This window comes from Moraxella sp. CTOTU46934, from assembly GCF_031979465.1.
Taxonomy (GTDB): Bacteria; Pseudomonadota; Gammaproteobacteria; order Pseudomonadales; family Moraxellaceae; genus Faucicola; species Faucicola tetraodonis.
In genome coordinates this window covers 24,694-43,186 of the sequence record NZ_DALZEG010000003.1, presented here as the reverse complement: position 1 = coordinate 43,186, position 18,493 = coordinate 24,694, and the positions used below count along the sequence as shown (strand labels likewise).

The 18,493-nt window shown below is 35.4% G+C and carries 16 protein-coding genes and 2 pseudogenes; 1 reads left to right on the top strand and 17 read right to left on the bottom strand.

Translation table 11 applies throughout. The features are described 5' to 3' along the window. Positions 1-24: 24 nt before the first annotated feature. The 5 genes and pseudogenes from RTN07_RS03945 to tsaA form a co-directional block, all read right to left on the bottom strand. Positions 25-1,164: a D-alanyl-D-alanine carboxypeptidase family protein gene (locus tag RTN07_RS03945; protein ID WP_040403236.1), complete on the bottom strand. Its 1,140-nt coding sequence runs from the start codon at positions 1,162-1,164 to the stop codon at positions 25-27. 202 nt (positions 1,165-1,366) lie between these two features. After that, positions 1,367-2,521 carry an RNA-guided endonuclease InsQ/TnpB family protein gene (locus tag RTN07_RS03940; RefSeq protein WP_036605163.1) on the bottom strand — a complete coding sequence of 385 codons (1,155 nt, stop codon included), beginning with the start codon at positions 2,519-2,521 and terminating at the stop codon, positions 1,367-1,369. Next, positions 2,518-3,117, bottom strand: a pseudogene (locus tag RTN07_RS03935) (IS607 family transposase). The gene RTN07_RS03940 and the pseudogene RTN07_RS03935 overlap by 4 nt, the downstream one beginning before the upstream one ends. Before the next feature lie 232 nt (positions 3,118-3,349). Further along, complete coding sequence (locus tag RTN07_RS03930) at positions 3,350-3,745, bottom strand: MCR_0457 family protein (RefSeq protein WP_099808117.1); 396 nt, start codon at positions 3,743-3,745, stop codon at positions 3,350-3,352. A gap of 174 nt (positions 3,746-3,919) precedes the next feature. Further along, complete coding sequence (gene tsaA / locus RTN07_RS03925) at positions 3,920-4,651, bottom strand: tRNA (N6-threonylcarbamoyladenosine(37)-N6)-methyltransferase TrmO (RefSeq protein ID WP_282849591.1); 732 nt, start codon at positions 4,649-4,651, stop codon at positions 3,920-3,922. Between the two features lie 176 nt (positions 4,652-4,827). Here tsaA and RTN07_RS03920 point away from each other — a divergent pair, with 176 nt between their 5' ends. Next, entirely contained in the window at positions 4,828-5,604 is a 777-nt protein-coding gene (locus RTN07_RS03920; RefSeq protein ID WP_312175903.1) for a ferredoxin--NADP reductase, read from the top strand. A 61-nt stretch (positions 5,605-5,665) separates the two neighbouring features. Here the strand turns inward: RTN07_RS03920 and RTN07_RS03915 are convergent, their stop codons facing one another. From RTN07_RS03915 to RTN07_RS03860, 12 genes and pseudogenes are all read right to left on the bottom strand, one after another. Beyond that, positions 5,666-7,102: a capsule assembly Wzi family protein gene (locus RTN07_RS03915; RefSeq protein WP_312175901.1), complete on the bottom strand. Its 1,437-nt coding sequence runs from the start codon at positions 7,100-7,102 to the stop codon at positions 5,666-5,668. A gap of 14 nt (positions 7,103-7,116) precedes the next feature. Next, positions 7,117-8,331, bottom strand: coding sequence for a DegT/DnrJ/EryC1/StrS family aminotransferase (locus tag RTN07_RS03910; protein WP_312175899.1), 1,215 nt, complete (start codon positions 8,329-8,331; stop codon positions 7,117-7,119). Between the two features lie 44 nt (positions 8,332-8,375). Continuing rightward, complete coding sequence (locus RTN07_RS03905; RefSeq protein ID WP_312175897.1) at positions 8,376-9,023, bottom strand: acetyltransferase; 648 nt, start codon at positions 9,021-9,023, stop codon at positions 8,376-8,378. Beyond that, positions 9,016-9,615 carry a sugar transferase gene (locus tag RTN07_RS03900; RefSeq protein ID WP_312176204.1) on the bottom strand — a complete coding sequence of 200 codons (600 nt, stop codon included), beginning with the start codon at positions 9,613-9,615 and terminating at the stop codon, positions 9,016-9,018. Before RTN07_RS03900 ends, RTN07_RS03905 begins: the two co-directional genes overlap by 8 nt. Positions 9,616-9,666: 51 nt before the next feature. Then, positions 9,667-10,794 (bottom strand): glycosyltransferase family 4 protein, encoded by a 1,128-nt coding sequence (locus tag RTN07_RS03895; RefSeq protein ID WP_312175895.1) that lies wholly within the window; start codon positions 10,792-10,794, stop codon positions 9,667-9,669. After that, a pseudogene (locus RTN07_RS03890) lies at positions 10,784-11,593 on the bottom strand (glycosyltransferase family 4 protein). The gene RTN07_RS03895 and the pseudogene RTN07_RS03890 overlap by 11 nt, the downstream one beginning before the upstream one ends. After that, entirely contained in the window at positions 11,586-12,476 is an 891-nt protein-coding gene (locus tag RTN07_RS03885; RefSeq protein ID WP_312175892.1) for a glycosyltransferase family 2 protein, read from the bottom strand. Before RTN07_RS03885 ends, RTN07_RS03890 begins: the two are co-directional and overlap by 8 nt. Further along, positions 12,476-13,516 (bottom strand): EpsG family protein, encoded by a 1,041-nt coding sequence (locus tag RTN07_RS03880; RefSeq protein WP_312175890.1) that lies wholly within the window; start codon positions 13,514-13,516, stop codon positions 12,476-12,478. The genes RTN07_RS03885 and RTN07_RS03880 overlap by 1 nt, the downstream gene beginning before the upstream one ends. An 18-nt stretch (positions 13,517-13,534) precedes the next feature. Next, complete coding sequence (locus tag RTN07_RS03875; RefSeq protein WP_312175889.1) at positions 13,535-14,599, bottom strand: glycosyltransferase; 1,065 nt, start codon at positions 14,597-14,599, stop codon at positions 13,535-13,537. A 35-nt stretch (positions 14,600-14,634) separates the two neighbouring features. Continuing rightward, on the bottom strand, positions 14,635-16,371 hold the full coding sequence (locus RTN07_RS03870) for an adenine nucleotide alpha hydrolase family protein (RefSeq protein ID WP_312175886.1): 1,737 nt from the start codon (positions 16,369-16,371) through the stop codon (positions 14,635-14,637). A 17-nt stretch (positions 16,372-16,388) separates the two neighbouring features. Beyond that, positions 16,389-17,405 carry a glycosyltransferase family 2 protein gene (locus RTN07_RS03865; RefSeq protein WP_312175883.1) on the bottom strand — a complete coding sequence of 339 codons (1,017 nt, stop codon included), beginning with the start codon at positions 17,403-17,405 and terminating at the stop codon, positions 16,389-16,391. Between the two features lies 1 nt (position 17,406). Further along, entirely contained in the window at positions 17,407-18,480 is a 1,074-nt protein-coding gene (locus RTN07_RS03860; protein ID WP_312175880.1) for a polysaccharide pyruvyl transferase family protein, read from the bottom strand. Between the last annotated feature and the right edge of the window lie 13 nt (positions 18,481-18,493).

Below are 18,493 nucleotides of genomic sequence, written 5' to 3'. Positions count from 1 at the left end.
TTTTTTGTGATTTTTCTTTGTAATTTAGAATAAACCTTTAAAGAACAGTACGATGTGCTGCCACATACGTTTAAAAATTCCAGCTTCTTGAACTTGGGTTTCAGCGACCAATGGGACAGACGCCACAGGTTTGCCATTGAGCATAGCCACCAGTTTACCCACTTCTTGACCTTGCGCTAACGGCGCTTTAACATCGGCTGGCAAATTGACCACAGTGCTGATTTTTTCTTGATCCAGTTTTGGCACTAGTACTTGTAAATTGCCTTTGCTGACGACGTTGACTTTATCGACAGCACCGAAATTGACGGGCACGCTGCCGTAGCTTTTTTGGGCAGGGGCGGCAATTTTAGTAGCAAAGTTACTAAATCCCCAGTTGAGTAAGTTGCGCGATTGGTCTGCGCGCTCTTGAGCGCTTTTAGTACCCATAATCACTGAAATCAGACGCATATCACCGCGTTTACTCGATGCTACTAGACAGTAGCCTGCTTCGTCGGTATGTCCTGTTTTTAGGCCGTCTACCGTTGGATCGGTGAACAACAGCGCATTGCGGTTGCCCTGGGTGATGCCGTTATAAGTAAATTGTTTTTGGCTATAGATGGGATAATATTTTTTACTGTTCTTGATAATCGCTTGGGCGAGTTTCGCCAAATCTTCGGCAGATGCTTGATGGCCTTCTTGTGGCATACCGGTCGCATTCATAAAATGGGTATGGGTCATGCCAATTTTTTTGGCTTCTTCATTCATCAAATCTGCAAACGTGGTTTCGCTACCGCCAATGTGCTGTGCCATCGCTTTTGACGCATCATTACCCGATTGGATAATAATACCTTTTAACATATCAATCACAGGGGCGGTTGTATTGACGGGGACATACATACAAGACTCTTCACTTGAGCCTTTACACCAAGCTTCTGGAGTCATGAGGATGGGTTCGTTTTCTTTTAATGCCCCTGATAGCAGCCGCTGCTCAATGATATAACTGGTCATCATTTTGGTCAATGACGCAGGTGGGAACGGCTGCGCGGCATTTTTTTGAGCCAATACCGTACCTGTATCATAGTCAATTAAGATAAAAGCAGAATTGTCTAGTTCAGGCTGTTGTATCGCGGCATTTGCCTGTACAGTGGTGGCAAAAAAACTGGCGGCGACAAAAGTGCCGACCATCAGACGTTGGGTGTATTGCGGTATTACGATTGCTTTCATCTCACTCACTGTTCCTTAAAACCTATCTAAACCTATCTAAAGGATAAATTTAGCGTTTAATTCCTACTTCACCGTTGTTTGCCTTATTCTTTTGAACTTGGACTTACATCAACTCCATAGGCGTTTTTAATTGGGGATAGAACCTACCCACCAATGGTTAAAATTAAGACAAGGTTAAAACCCTATCTGCTTGATTTAAAATATTTAAACTTGCGTTAATATCACGGTCATGCTGTGTGTCACAGCTAGGACATTGCCAGTTACGAATGGCTAACGTTAAATCTATTTTAGCCATCACAAAGCCACAATGCGAGCAAGTTTTAGAGCTTGGATAAAATCTATCCACTTCTTTGATTGTCTTGCGAGATTGATTTGCCTTATAAATCAGTTGGCGTTTAAACTCATAAAAGCTTAAATCACTAATTGCACGGCTTAATTTGCGATTTTTTACCATGCCCTTAACATTTAAGTTTTCTATACAAATCACATCATACATTTTGACAAGCTTTGTGGTGAGTTTATGAATAAAATCTTTTCTGATGCAACTGATTTTGTAATGCAATCGTGATAGCTTGGTTTTCGCTTTTTCACGGTTTTTACTACCTTTTTGTTTCCGGCTAAGTTGTTTGCTTAGTCGTCTTAGCTGTTTAAGTTTGCTTTTCAATGGCTTAGGGGCTTGCACTTTTGTGCCGTTTGATAACACAGCTAAATCGGTTATGCCTAGGTCTATGCCAATGGCTTTGTCTGTTCGAGGGAGGGGCTTTGGTGTTTCGTTAATTTCTACACCAATAGAGACAAACCATTTCATGCCTTTTTTGAAAATAGTGGCATTCATGATTTTGCCATTAAAACGCAAGTTTTCTGTTAATTTGACCCAGCCCAAATTGGGAATTTTTATATTTTTGCCAATTATTTTAAACTGGTCGTTGGTTAAGCTAAATTTGTCATTTATACCTTTCTTGCGAAATTGGGGGTACTTTGCACGTCCTTTAAAAAAGTTGTCAAATGCTTTGCCAAGTTGAATAATGGCTTCTTGTGGACTGCATTTGGTAACGTCAAACATAAATGGAAATTTTGTTTTTTTGATAAAATTTAGCTGTTTTCGGAGTTTAAATTGGCTTGGATTGTTAAGTTTGGTTCTGTCAATTGCTATGCCATTTTTTTGACAGTTATCACGATATACTTTATCAGCTTGATATTGGTTTTGCCATTCTGCCAACGCCCAGTTATAAGCTAAACGAGCTACACCACAAGCCTTAGCAAAGTAGGTGGCTTGTTTGTTGTTCGGTGTTAGTTCTATCGTGTGTCCTTTTATCATGGCGTTTCTTTTACCATTTGTTTGACTTGTTTTTTATATTTTCTCAGTCCGTATAGCCGACTGCTAAAGCTATAAATGATTGCTAGCATGTCTTCAACCAATTATTGTTGTGGTGATAGCTTTTCTTGGTTGGCTACAATGATTTGGCAGTTGTGGCGATTTGCCATGTGTTCAGAGTAGTCAAAGCCAAAACGTGTTAGACGGTCTTTGTATGCAACGTACAGGGTTTTAATTTCCCCTATTTCTATTCTACCCATGAGTGATAGAAAAATTTTACGTTTAAAGTTCAAGCCACCGCCTAATTCACTATGCCATTCATCAACAGCTATGCCTTGTGCCAGGCAAAAGGTCTGCATGGCATCTATCTATGAGTATAGGTCGTCTTTTTGGGCATAGCTTGATACTCTGCAATAGACAACGATTTTACCTTGATTGTTCGGTTTTTCAATGTTTAAGACTTTGAAAATGTCTTCATCGGTATAAACACGGTGGTTGGTTGCGGTTCTGGTTGGTACAAGTCTTCCTTATTTGTCCCATCGCCTTAAGGTAGATATTGATACGCCGATTTTTTTGGCAAATTCTTTGGGTTTGTAGATGGTCAAAAAAATATCTATTTTAAATGGTTTTAGATGGGTTTGCAATTACTAGTTATTTGCTCTTAGCTCAAATCAAATGCGACCTGTTTGCTTGGACGCTTGGTAAAACAAATTGCCTATATTAGCAAAAAATATCATGATTCAACACTGTATTCGGTCTAAAAATCAACGATTTATCATACATAAAACCCCCTAAACCAGTTAGGGGGTGGATAGCACGGCTTGAGTTAAACTAGTATTTACTGCTGGCAAGTTCTTTACATAATTGAAGATTGTCCGCTTTTGGATAACTGAGTGTCCACTGGCGGGTTTCATTCAAAATTTGCTTGTAATCTTGCTGAGAGGATAAGTACTGCACCGCTAAACGAGGATCGCTGATGGTCGGCATTAATTTTTTCAGCTCGACATTATAAGCGGTGTTAAACCCTGTTTCTTGTGATTTATTAAGCATGGGTGGGCAGATTTCTGACAACACTTGTAAAACCGCCACTTCTTCTTTGGTGGTCGATAATTCTGACATATCGATTGCGATGGTATCGTTATTTTTATCTTCAGCGATACCACTCACGGTGACGCCCATTAACAGCATGCCTATCATAGCTTGACTGATTTTGCCCAGTTTAATCATACGGTGTCCTAACGTTATCTAAGTAAAATACAGCCCATATCATACTAAATAATCAAAAAAAATATAGCGAATAATCACGCTATATAGTCAGTATTTTGTGAACAAGTAAAAATTTTTGAAACAGTTTAGCAATATACGGCTAGGTAAAAACTTTCATATCATCCATTTTACAGCTTAGTTTAATAGCTCAATCGCTTGAATTTGCAAAACACGCTCTGCTATCTGGCTAAAATGAACATCGACATTTTGATAACGCATGACAAATGGGGTATTAAGCGCTTGCTGTCGATACGCAGGTCTGGGGTCTTGGGCAATGAGTTGCTCGATGGTTTGCCAATCTGTTTGATTCAGCTGAGTTTTTATTGCAATATTGGATAAATCCTGCAATAAATCTGGATGCCAATGCACAGACTTGATGACGGGTTTTTGGGCGGCATACCCAGCAATCGCATCATTGATACTATCGCTATAAGGCAAATATGGTTTGATATCGATAACTGGCGTGCCATCTACCATATCAGCGCCGATGATATGCAGCCTCAAGCCCGCCTCACTGTTTTCAATATGCGAAAATTTGACCACTGATAATCCAATATTTGCCGGTCGATACATACTTCGACTGGCAAAAACCCCTATCTTTTGGTTGCCGCCCAGTCTAGGTGGACGAACCGTTGGTTGAAAATTTGACTGATTAGTATTGACTCGATTTTGATGAAATTGCCATATAATCCAAAGATGACTAAATTGGGCAATGCCTTCAAAAGCACTGAGTACATTGTAGGGTGGCAACATGCTGATAGTCGCGTTGATATCGACAAGATTGGGCTGGCGAGGCGTGCCAAACTTTTGTTTAAGTGGAGAGTTCACAATACCGATAATCGGCAGGGTAATTTGTTGTGGTAACATAATGGGTCTTAAAATATGATATTTTAAACTATGATTATGCCATTTTTTTACGCCCAAATTCGACTAAATCATCAAAAATTTGCTATCATATCGCCCCAGAATGTCAATATTAACCCGCTTTTTTTATTCTTTATTCACTTTTATTTTTATCTATGACCAATACAAGGTTGGGTGCTATGTCAAAATTTTATGAAGAAACCGTTACCTATGTGCATCATTGGAATGACACATTATTTAGCCTAAAAACTACCCGTAATGCAGGTTTACGTTTTAGGAATGGTGAATTTGCCATGATTGGTCTGGAAGTCAATGGAAAACCTTTGATGCGTGCCTACTCTATTGCCAGCACCAACTATGATGAAGAGCTCGAATTTTATTCTATCAAAGTCCAAGATGGTCCTTTGACGTCTATTTTACAGCATATCAAAGTGGGTGATAAATTATTGGTCAGTAAAAAACCCACTGGCACCCTGGTGCTTGATGACCTAAACCCTGGCAAGCATTTGTATATGCTGGCAACAGGTACAGGCTTGGCACCATTTTTGTCACTCGCCCGTGACCCAGAAGTGTATGAGCGTTTTGAGAAAGTTATCGTGGTGCATGGCGTACGCTATGTGAGTGAACTGGGCTACCGTGAGATGTTTGAAAAAGCCTTGTTTGAAGATGAGCTACTGGGTGAATACGTTAAAGATAAACTCATCTATTACCCCACGGTCACGCGTGAGCCGTTCCGCAATGAAGGGCGTATGACTGATTTGATGAAGTCCGGCAAGCTGTTTACTGATATCGGCTTACCCCCCATCAATCCAAACGATGACCGCGCAATGATTTGCGGTAGCCCATCTATGAATAAAGACGTGGCAGCACTACTCGATGAATTTGGTCTGAAACCATCACCTCGTATGGGTGGCACAGGTGATTATGTGGTTGAACGCGCCTTTGTCGAACAGTAAAAGTTGAGCAATAATTTGAATTAAAAAAAGAGCCATAAGGCTCTTTTTTTATGACTCAAAATTAATAGCTATACTCTAACACCAAATTACCACCCGCATCTTTATCATCGCTGATGCTATCTTTTTTACCCCAAATACCCAGTTTAACCGAGGTTTTGTCATTGTATTTATGTTTCCAATCCGCTTCGACAATATCCAAATCTTGCTTGGTTGGGAAGGCTGAATTAATCACTTGATTAGATTGATTCACTTTGGCGTTGGCGTATTTTAACCCGAGCTGGTTGTTAGCATCAATATGACCTGACAGTCCCACACTAATGATTTCACCATCCCCACCAATCGGATGACCTAGCGGCAAGCCCTTTTGATAATAACCATCTTTATAAGTAGAGTGTCTATAAATTACTCTTGTTTTATCCAAATCATAATAAGTATTCGCCCATTCTGCATGCCAGAGCCAAGGCTGTTGAAACAGTGGAATAGCACCTTTTAACCCTGCCAAATAAGCGTGTTTACTAGGCAAACCACCTGCTTCATCTTCCCCAATGAATTCACCATAGACACTCACCGGCAGATTCATCAAGGGTTTTAAATTCAGCTGTGCATCAATTCCTGCGATTTGGTTTGAAGGATCTTCATCTTCGCCGCCATTATCATATTTGCCGATTAAAGCCTTACCCAAAGACTTTAGGCTTTCAGACTTATTATCGCCACCCCACATCAAGGAACGCGATGCGCCGATTTGAAAGGCTTCATGCGGCTGAAAACTCGCTCGCATGCCAATCAATTTAGTGTGAGGCTCTGCCTTATAGTCTTGTAATTGGCCGGCAGTAATTTGGTAATTAAAATTACCCAGTTTTGATAATACAGGAAAATTAATGGGGCTATTATTGGCACGCTGCATTAAAAAGCCCGTGACAGGTCTAGCCGCATCACTGCGAATTAAACTGCCATCAACGCCGTTGCCCCACCATACCGGAATACTACCAAAGGCAAGGCGATGATTGCCTAATTTGGTACCGATGTAGCTGCCATCAAGATTCGATGACTTGCTAGGCTCATCATCTTCGACATTTAAGGTGCCTTGAATTTTGTAATCAATGTTCTCCCCTGCATGACTATGAGAAATACTAACACCCAAAGGCGTCACCGTATTGCCTTCTGTATTAAATCCGCTAAACACAGCGCGCTCGTCACCATTGACGTTGCTCACTATTTGTAGCTTGGATACATCGTTGGCTTCAAGCTTTTGTTTAACTTGATTCAGCAATAGTCTATCATTGTCTGATTTGGGCTGCGCTTGACTCAAGGCTGTCTGTATGGCTTCTGAACTAATCGGCCATGTTGATATATCAACATTTAGAACGCCGTTGAGTTTTAAAATCTCAAGTGTTTGACGCAGGTCACTATCAATTTGGACTAATTGACCTGCCTGACTAAATTGTGAGAGTCCAAGTAGCACACCCAATGAGAGATATTTAACCGTTTTATTTGTCATATGAGACTCGCAGTTTATGTATTGGCATTGAATAGAGTGGTTAGTACATCAACAGTGGTAGTCGCAATCGTTTGCATTTCAGTTACTGTCAATGTCGGGTGTATTAAAAACATCAAGCTTGTTTCCCCTAATTCTTTAGCAACTGTCAATCGCGCGTTAGGACGTGATGGATGATTGTCAAATGCTTTTTCTAAATAAATTTCTGAACAAGAGCCAGAGAAACAAGGAATTTTTTTCTCATTAAGCGCATTTAAAATACTATCTCGATTGATATTCTCTGGCAAGTTTTCTGGTCTGACATATACATAATATTTATAATACGCATGGACAGAATCGCCACCCATGACTTGGTGAAATTCTATATCTGGTATGCGTAAAAACTGTTGCTCACCTGCAAATTGTGTTAGAGCATCACGCAAAATCTTGGCGTTTTGTGTACGAATCTTGGTCCACTCGGCCATTTTTTTAAGCTGAATACGACCAATCACTGCTTGCATTTCCATCATACGCCAATTGGTGCCAAAGCTGTCATGTAACCAGCGAAACCCCGGTGGATGTTGTTTATGATAAATGCTATCGTAGTTTTTACCATGGTCTTTATACTCCCACATTTTTTGCCATAAGGCTTTGTCATTGGTCGTGACCATGCCACCTTCGCCGCCTGTGGTCATGATTTTATCTTGACAAAAACTCCAAGCACCAATGTGACCAATACTGCCCACTGGTCTACCTTTGTACTTGGCGCCATGCGCTTGGGCACAATCTTCGATGACCCATAGGTTATGCTGCTTGGCAAGTGCCATAATCTCATCCATGTCGCAAGGCCAGCCAGCTAGATGCACGCAAATGATGGCTTTGGTCTTGTCGGTAATATGTGGGGTAATAGTACGCGCTGAGAGATTGCCTGTATCGGCTTCAACATCTGCAAATACCGGCATCGCTCCAGCATTGACCACGGTAGAAACACTGGCGATAAAACTACGTGGCGTCACAATCACTTCGTCACCCTCCCCAATACCCATGGCTTGTAACGCAACATCGAGTGCTAATGTACCATTTGCCAGCGCGACTGCGTAATCTGTCCCTACCCATGCGGCAAATTCTTTTTCAAAGTCTCGACATTCTGTACCCGTCCAGTAGTTGACTTTATTGGACAATAGCACCTGTGACACGGCATCGGCTTCTTCTTGGGTAAAGCTAGGCCAGGGTGAAAACTGGTTGTTTAACATGTTTTATATTCTCATATTTTTGAAAATGAACTTAACGATTTTTTTTAGTTTTTGATCAAAGGTCTTGCAGGGTTGCCGACGACAGTTACGCCAGCGGGTACATCCTTAGTGACGACGGCGCCCATGCCAACGATAGCGCCTTTACCAATTATTAATGGCTTATCTGGTGTACCTTGACGTAACACCGCGCCTGTTCCAATATAAGCATGGTCTTCGATGTGCACATTGCCATTGCAACTAACCCGTGGCGCAAAAGTAACAAAATCACCAATCACACAATCATGCTCAACATAGCTATATAAGTTAGCATGAAAGCAATGCCCTATTATGGCATTTGCCCCAATAGTAACAAATGGACTTAGTGCAGCCCCATTGCCAATTATGACATTATCCATTATAACAGTTGATTGGGATTTGACAGTCCAAATGTTAATGCCATCGTTGGTGAGTTTTTCGGCTAATTTTTGGCGGATATTGCTATTGGCGATAGCAATCAAAACATTTTTTTCATCGGATTCGATTGCTTTAAACATGCCGTAATTAACTGCTTTATATCCATTGATTTGCTGCTCTGTAGTCAAAGTATCATCAATAAAATAAATAGTTTCACCTGTTGCCATATGTTCTCGTGCGATTGGCATTAGGCTTCTGCCACAACCTGATGCACCATACACGGCATAGATTTTATTCATGCACTGTCCCTGTAAACTTGGTCATAGTCGCTTCACCCTCGGCACTAATACCGTCTTTAACAATGACTTTTTTGACGGTTTTTAGCAAGATTTTCATATCTAACCAAAATGATTGATGCTCAACATACCAGGTGTCAAGCTTGAACTTATCTTCCCAACTTAAACTATTGCGACCATTGACTTGGGCATAACCTGTCACCCCTGGACGCACGTTGTGACGTTTGGCTTGTTCGGCGTTATATAAAGGTAAATATTCCATGAGTAAAGGTCTAGGACCAACCAAACTCATATCCCCTTTTAATACATTCCAAAGTTCTGGCAACTCATCAAGGCTACTGGCACGCAGTTTTTTACCAAATTCGGTCAAGCGCTGGCTATCTGGCAGCGCGTTACCTGCTTTATCAGTCGCATCTTTCATGGTGCGAAATTTAATCATCTCAAACGGCTTGCCATGCAAGCCTGGGCGATTTTGACGAAATAACACAGGTGAGCCCAGTTCTTTTTTGACTTTATAAGCAGTAATCGCAAGCACGGGCGATAATACCACCAGGGCAGACGCAGAAGCGGCAACATCGAACGCACGTTTTAGCATAATTTTCTCGATATTAAGCATAATTAAACCTAAAATGAATATTCAAACTATTTAATTAAATTGGGAATAAAATAATATAGCTTGTTTTAACACGTCATTGTGGTCATATTTCTTTATTACTTCCTCACGACAAGCATTTTGCATTTCAATTAGTTGCTCTTTGATAACTAACATATGATTCATTTTTTCTTGCAAATCCTGCACATTCTTTGGGTTAACAAAAAAACCATTTATACCCTGTGTTACTATCTCTGAATGACCTGTTATATTTGATACTAGAACAGGGACTTTCATCAAGTTAGCTTCTAGTACGGCAACCCCAAAACCTTCTCTATGAGAAGGCGAAACAAATAAGTCCATAATACTTAGAAATTTCTTTACATCTTTTTGAAAGCCCACTTCAATGATATTTGGATTACTTTTAATGATTTGAAGCGTTTCTTGGCTAAGTGGGTCTAAATCTGGCTCATATTTACCAACCAATATTAATTTTATATCCTTTTGCTCCAGTTGATTAAAAGCTCCTACTAATTCTCCTATACCCTTGTCTTTGACTAATCTGCCAACATAACCGAATACAAAGTCATTCTCACTGATTCCATATTCTTCACGAATAATTTTGGAATTATAATTATGGTTAGAGAATTCATTGATATCTAGCCCATTAGCACTACCATTATGAATTACTCTTACTGGCTTTTTAGTTAATTGTTGTTCAACTTTCTGTTTTATTCCATAACTCACCGCAACAATATCAGTTGCGCAAAAGCAATTAAGTTTTTCAAAGTTAACTAATAACTGCCTTTTTTTTCCTACTGCTCCTTCATAGCGCAAGCCATGAATATAATAAATGCGGGTTGGCACTCTAGTTAGATAACCACTAGTTAGACCCAGTAATGAAGCTTTTGGTGTGTTACAGTGAATAATCTGTGGTCGCTCCTTAGCAAACAGATATAAAAATTTTAACAAACCCGAAATATCATCTTTAAGTGAGATATCTCTTTTCATAGCAATAGTTTTATACTTAACATTTTCACGTTGAGCTATTTTTTTAAGAACATTATCGGGAGAACTGATTAGCGTTACGTCAAATTCTTTTGACAGCTCATTTATTTGTCCCTTAAAAAAATTGAGTGACATTGGAACAGTTGTCATTAAAAAAAATTTTTTAGGCTTCATTCTTCTTCTCTAATACTTTTTTGTATTCGCTAATATAATTATCAACCATTACATTTAAGCTATAGTTTTGTGCTCGTTGGTAGCAATTTTGACTAATTTCTTCATAGTATTTTTCATCTGAACCAAGCTTCAGAATATATTCTGCTAACTTTTTATCGTCACCAACTTCAAACAATAACCATGCCTCCTTTACTAATACTTTAGTTCCCTCAACGTTTGTAGCTGCTACAGGGTTTTTTGCTGCCATATATTCTAAAACTGATAAAGACAATCCTTCAAAATAAGCACTCAAAACATCAATATCATAACTTTTTATAATACTGTAAATATCTGGACGATTTCCTAAAAATATTGCGCGATTTTCAATCTATAACTCTTTTACCAGCAATTCGCATTCTTGACGTTCTTGATCATCACCACACAGTAATAATTTAAAATTTTCTGGCAAACGAGTGAACGCCTTAATTACTGTTTGATAATCCTTTTGTTTTGCAAATCTAGCGGCCATTAAAACAATTATGTCACTTTCTAAAAGTCCTAGCTTCTCTCTTGAGATTCTAGGTTGTTGATTTATTTTTTGAATATCAATGCCATTAAGAATTACTTGTATCTCTTCTGGATCAACGGTTAAATTTTGAATCACAAAATTCTTAACATCATTACTCACAGCAATTATTTTACTATAACGTTTATAAATGAAGTTTTTAAAATATTTAAATATTGAATTAGCAGCACGCCTATTAAATGCATGAAAATGAACAGGAACTGAAGTAACAAATAATATTTTTTTCTTATTCATTATCTACACCAGGAATTTTTACTGAATTAATTTTCTTTACAGAAGCATTAAAATATTCTATTAAATTCTCATCAATTTTACTTTTATTACGGCGGTTTAATAAATAATCTAAGCATCCAAAGATAGACATTGTTTTTACAATTAAAGTTTTTAACCATGATTTAGTAATATACTTATATTTAAACAGTGTATTATCAATCATAGGAGCATAAAAATCTCTTTCAACTTGATATGCTTTAATTAACTTTTTAGCAGTTACATTACCTTCCTCTCTATACATATAAAGAGGATCGCTAATGGATTTTGCATTAAAATCTAAGGCTTTTAATGCACTCAACCAAAGATGTGTATCCTGTCCTACAGGTATCTGTTCATTGTACCTATTTCTTTGATACCAGCCTTTTCTAGCAATTAACCCTGCATGAAGAAATTTTTGTGATTTATTTAAAATACCTTCAAAACTATATTTTTCCTCATCATTACCTCTATATCCATTATAAGAATTATTCATTTTGATAGAATATGTTCCGCAAGAAACTAAATCATAATTTTCATTTATAAGTATATTAATTAACTTTTCAATACGATCAGGTGACATAAGATCATCGGCATCCATACGTGCGATATAATCATATTTGGCTAGATCAACAATTTGATTCAATCTTGCAGCTAGTTTTAAGTTTTTACCGTCAGAATAAACTGAGACGCGAGGATCCTTAATTTGCTGAACTAATTCCAACGATTTATCTTTAGAACCATCATCAATTAATAAAAGCTCCCAATTTTCATGTGTTTGAGCAAATACAGAACGAACAGCATCTAAAATTGTTTCTTCCGCATTATAGAAAGGGATAGCAATAGTAACAAAAATATCTTTAGGCATTAAAATATCTCAAAAATTGGATTAATAGTATAAGGTGTTAAATTACTAAAACGGGACGTAGTAAGATAAAAATAAATCAAACATAAAACAAAAGAAGCAGTGTAAATATAATTATTATTAATTTTTTTATATAGAAATGGTAAAATTAATGCAAGTGTCCACGTAAAATAAGGTAATAGTCTTTGTGGACCTGAGGGATTGGATTCTAGTAGAGCAACAGGAATCATAAAAGTTACTCCCAGAGCATAAAAAGCAAACATTTGAATAAATTCTTTATCTTTAATTTTATAAATATATGAACCAATATATATTATTATAAGTATAACAAAGAAAAACGCTAATGTCAGAAGCCCACCAGAATTCTCTGAAGTTTGAGCATAACTTTCATACCGTTCATTAGTAGATGCGATATATGCAATTAAGTATTTACTTAAAATAAGTGAGCAAAGAAATGTTGCTACTAATTTATACAGCAGCTTAACATTTAAGTTTACTAACAAATAAAAAGGCAACATTAACAAAGCTGTAGTATGAAATAAAGATGCAAAAATACATATTAAAAAATATTTATAAAAATTTCTTGTTATTAAATATGGAATAGCAAATGCAAAAATTGCCATCGCTAGACCTTGACGAAGTCCATTAAAGAAAAATGTGTAAGTACCTAAAGTAATAAATATAAATACTGAAGTAGCATAATCCTTACTATTTTTTCTAAAAATATATAAATAACAAAATACAACTATAAAAGATGTAACAAAAAAAAGCCAAAAGTAATTATGGGTTATTCTTAATAAAAAATATTCTATTAACTGGTAGCCAATTTCTACCCCATCGCGAAAACTAAAATAATTGTAATCTAATTGATTAACGAAATTTCTTATATATGTACCGGTATCAGTTCCAACTCGATAATTACGAAAACTAGCAAATAGAACCAAAGTAAATAAAGGCAACCAGAAAGCTTTTCTATTAAGAGACTCTTTTTCTAGCCAAATCCAAAACATTACAAAAAATAAAATTAATATATATGGCAGCATTAAAGTTCCATTAATATTTTATTGAGAACATGTTTTATAAAAGCTTAATAAACTATTAGCATTTTCAATAACATCAAAACCAGCTTCTTGAATTTTTTGATAAATAATATCATTAGAAAGAGGCGATTTAATTGGTGTTTCTAAATAATCCACCCATTCTTTTTCAGATGTAATCGACAAAAAATGTATTAATCCTAAACCAAAATCAACTTCTGCAGAAACTCTATCAGATACTAAAGTATGCAATCCTACTGCTTGACTTTCTACCAAAACGACAGGAAAGCCCTCATGTAATGAGGGCATGATCATGAAATCAGCACTTGCCATTAATTCTGTAATATCACTACGAATACCTAGCATTTTAACATTATTAGAAAGTAATTTGGTTTGGATTTCTTGTTTAAGACTAGATTCTAATGGACCTTGGCCAATGATATATAAAGTAAAATCTATATTACGCTTCTTTAATTCCTCGGCTATTTTTAAACTAAATTTATGGTTTTTTACGGTATTTAAACGTCCGACTTGTATAATTTTCAAACCTTCTTCATTAAAATTTTCACTAATGAAGTTCCTATTTTCTTTAGCTTTTTCCACCATCTGCTGACAGTTTACGGAATTTGGTAGAATCATTACGTCAGTTGTCGATCCAAAAAGATATTTGGCAGCCAACTCTCCACATGCTATTTTAGAAGTTACTGTTTTATTAATAATCTTTAATGCCCACTTTTCATAAATTTTCTTCATAACTCCCATTTTTCCATTACTAGTATTATGGGAGTGAGCTATGCGGTGAGGAATACCCGCTTGTTTGGCTGCTAATAAATGAAATGCATTATTCAGTAATTGATGTGCGTGAATAATTTGGTATTCAGAATGTTGCTTTAAAAAACTTGTTAACTTGAACATTCGCTCGATAGAATTATTGGCAATAATTGGAAAAATCCTTCCACCTAATGCTAAAATTTCCTCATCATAATCGCCCTGTTCAGTTGTGAAAGTAACAAAATCAAATTGCACTTGTGTACGGTCAATATGGCGATATAGATTCATAAGCATGGTTTCGGCACCAGCACGATCCATTTTTCCAACGATATGTAGAACTCTTATACAGAACATTAATTTTTGACCTTTTTAAAAGATTTAGAATCAGACATGTATAAATTTATAATTTTATCTATTAGAATCAAACGATAAGCTACCGTAACGTATGATAATTGCATAGATTGTTTTGATTTCAAATAATATTTGATGAAAGGAGGTAATTTTTTTGAAAGGAAAAATTTAAGTTTGGCAATAAGAGAAATTTTAGCATTCCCAATAATATTATGATTTTCTAATTGAATAGATACTTCCTTAATAAAATTGCTTCCGAATAAATCAGTATTAGCTAAGTTTTCTAGATTATTTCTTAAATATTCTTTTCCTTCTTTTGTATTAAAGTAATCAGTCATATGCTTAAGAGAGGGAACTGCGGAATCAGAAATATTAGTCTTATCGTGTTTACTCCACAGTTCACGAATATGTAATTTATTCCCTTTATTTTTATCAGGTAAGCCCATATATTCTCTAAAAAGTTCCCAATCCATCATTGGTGTTCTGTTTTCTGAATATGCGCTGATTAATTGAGTGAATCCTGCTAAAATTATTGGTACACGCCAACTGGCATACAGCCTATCACGCCACCTAATGAGTGACTCGTTTGTATAACGAGAAAAATCACAGTCGGTCTGTAAGTTTTTATAAACATCTAATTCAGGATGATTAAAATTAATAAAATCGCTTAATTTTTCTAAACCTATTTTTTGTCGTGCTTGTTTATCATTTAGGTGAAGCCCAGTCGGATAAGGAATATCTCCTCTTATAATAATTTTATAATTGCATTGATTTAAATATTTCCACAAATTAAAACAATCTGTAAATGCATTAAAATGATCAATTCTTCCTTCACTTTGTGCCACGAAATTATTTAACATAGGATCAAACACTTCAATTTTTTCGGGTAAATATATATCTATTAATTCTTTATCATAAAATTTCGATATCTCAGTCGCAGCTTTTTTATCATCAAATAAGTTACTCTTTACACCCCAATTTATAAGATCTAAATTATTAATTATTTTCAAGTCGTCACTCAACCCTAGTAATAATCGACTATCTAAACCACCCGATATAGGTAATAATTTTTTCTCTTTATTATTTTTACGTATAATATCTAACAGTGATTTTTTCAATTTTTTCTCGAAAAAATTAATAAATTCTGCTTTTTTTGTAGTATTAGGCTTGGGTAATAATAAATCCGATTTTTTAGTTGATGAAATTGACCAAGTTTCATCATCAAAATAATATTGAAAATCAGGCAAGACTTGGATTATATTTTTGTCCCATGAAATAAATGGTCCTTGACATCCTGCAGATAAGTACCATGCTATAGATTCTTTATTGAGATGAAAACTATTTTTTAAAGCTACTATTGCTCTTTGTGAAGTTGAAATTATAAAATTTTCATTATCAATGTAATACCATAAAGTCCTTGAACCAAACTGATCACAAAAAAATGATAATTTATTTTTTAAACTTTTTATTATTGCGTAAGACCCATTTATATCAGTGGTATTTTTATAGATACTATTTACTTCATCCACCCAACCAATAAGTAAAGCTCCATTATTTTCAAACTCCACACCTTTACTATTTTGAATAGCATAATATGAATTAAAATCCTTACTCCACCTTCCAACAAAGTTATCAGAAGTTTTTCTAATTTCGTCTGGTGTTAGTAATTTACATACATAATCTAAATTTTCTAACATATCAGAATTGTTACGTGTTTTAATAAAAATATATTGAGCCACTAGAATTTCCTTTAAAATTAAATAGTAAAATTATTTTTTTTCTTTCTTCTTTGAGAAGAAAGAATATTTAAAGAAAACCTTAAAGCTGAAATAAGTTTAATTGATATTTCACTTGGCATTCTCAACCCTAAAATTAATAAACGAGTTTTTAAGCTAGGATTATCTAATTCGATAATACTATCTGTAATATTGAGCTGTTTTTTTGCCTCAAATACAGCTTGCTTTAAATATTTAGCATCTATCTGTGTTAAAACAAACCATAAACCACTATATATTTTTTTAGCTAGAATTTTCTTAACATCTAATAATACATTATAATTTTTCATTCTATTCAAAATAATTCTATGTGAATAATATATATGAATAAGCTTTTGATCACCTGAAGAAGTAATTGAACCACTTCTCAGTCTATAATAATAAAGAGGAGCACTTAAATGTAAAACTCGACAGTTATTAAAAGCTAACTCCCAATGAAAAGGCCAATCCTCATAATAATAGCCTACTGGAAATCTTAAAATATTATTTTTCAAAATATCAGCTCTTAAAAATTTTAACCATGCAAAATGATGATATTTCAAATATTCTGATTGATTAAATACTTTAGATTCATAATCTTTATTTTTATTCAGCTTATTATCAATTTTCTCTCCATCATAAAAAGATTGAAAATCAAAAACGATTAAATCTAATCCTTTTTTAGAAGTATTATCTAAACATAATTGAATGAGATTATTATGAATATGATCATCGGAATCTACAAACATAATGTAATCCCCTCTAGCACCATCTATACCTGTATTACGTGCTGCCGAAAGGCCACTATTTTTTTCATGACGAATAAGTTTTATACGTTGATCGTTAAGGTGCTTTGACAAAACTTCCAAGGATTGATCTGTAGAACAGTCTTCAACCACAATAATCTCTAGATTTTCATATGTCTGTTGACGTATTGAATTTAAGCATTCATCAAGATATTGCTCAACATTATAAACAGGCACAATTACACTAACTAAAGGATTATTCTGACGATTCATTTTAAGATAGAGCCTTAATCAATGGTTTATATTTAGTCAATTCAACAGGAGAATCGGTTAAATTACCGCGAGGCTGAGATAAGAGCTGATCTATATATTTTGAGACCTGATTAAAATTTTCAAGTTCGACAAAAATTAACCTTGGATGATCTTTCAACCAATCCAAGTAGGTTTGTCTTATTTTATGATTTGAGTTGGGTAATACCAAGCAAGGTGTGCCTGAAAGCATACATAAAATCATACCATGTAAGCGATCTGTAATTACTAACTGAGCTTCAGCAAACTGCTGAATTTTATTAGAAAGCAATGTATTACATTCTGCTTTGCTTAAACCCGAACCACCTGCATGTGTATCTGTCTTAATAATAGTAAGATTGGTATCACCAATAGCACTATCTAAAATGGCATAGTGTTCTGCTTTTAAAGCACATTCCTTGTCATTTCTTAGACAAGTCAAAATACCTGTAGGTTTCGAACTATGTAATACTCCTAACTGTTTAGCAGATGAACTCATTACAATATCAGGCACAAAACCAATCTTTACATTTTTTTGACCATTAAATACTTCTTCTAGTTTTTTGTAAGTTATTAACTCTCTTGCAAAAACATGAATATCTGAATGGCTAGCATATATTTTTAAAATCTTTTTAAGAGCTTCATGAGACGATTGTGATTCATCCCAATCTAAAGTTTGTGGAAAGCAAACAATTTTATTATATGGAAAAGTTTGAATTACTAATTGTCTTAAATCCTCTATATCAGGATAAAGTGACCCCATATTACCACCACCAATAATGGTAATAATATCGGCAGATGTAACTTGCTTTTTAATTGAACCTAACCAAATTCTGGTTTTACTGATAGGAACTGGAAAAACTTCATAGTCTTTTAAATTATCTTTTAAAAAATTCTCCTGTGCTTTTGAAATTGCTAAGTCACCAATATTTCCATAATCTGCTGCCAAGAAAACAAATGCCCGTTTTCTTACAGATAGATCTACTTTTTCAGTGTTTAAAAAAGTATGAATATATTGTTTAAACGTTAAAGGTAATACCTTTTTAATATGATTAAACATCCAAATAAATCCA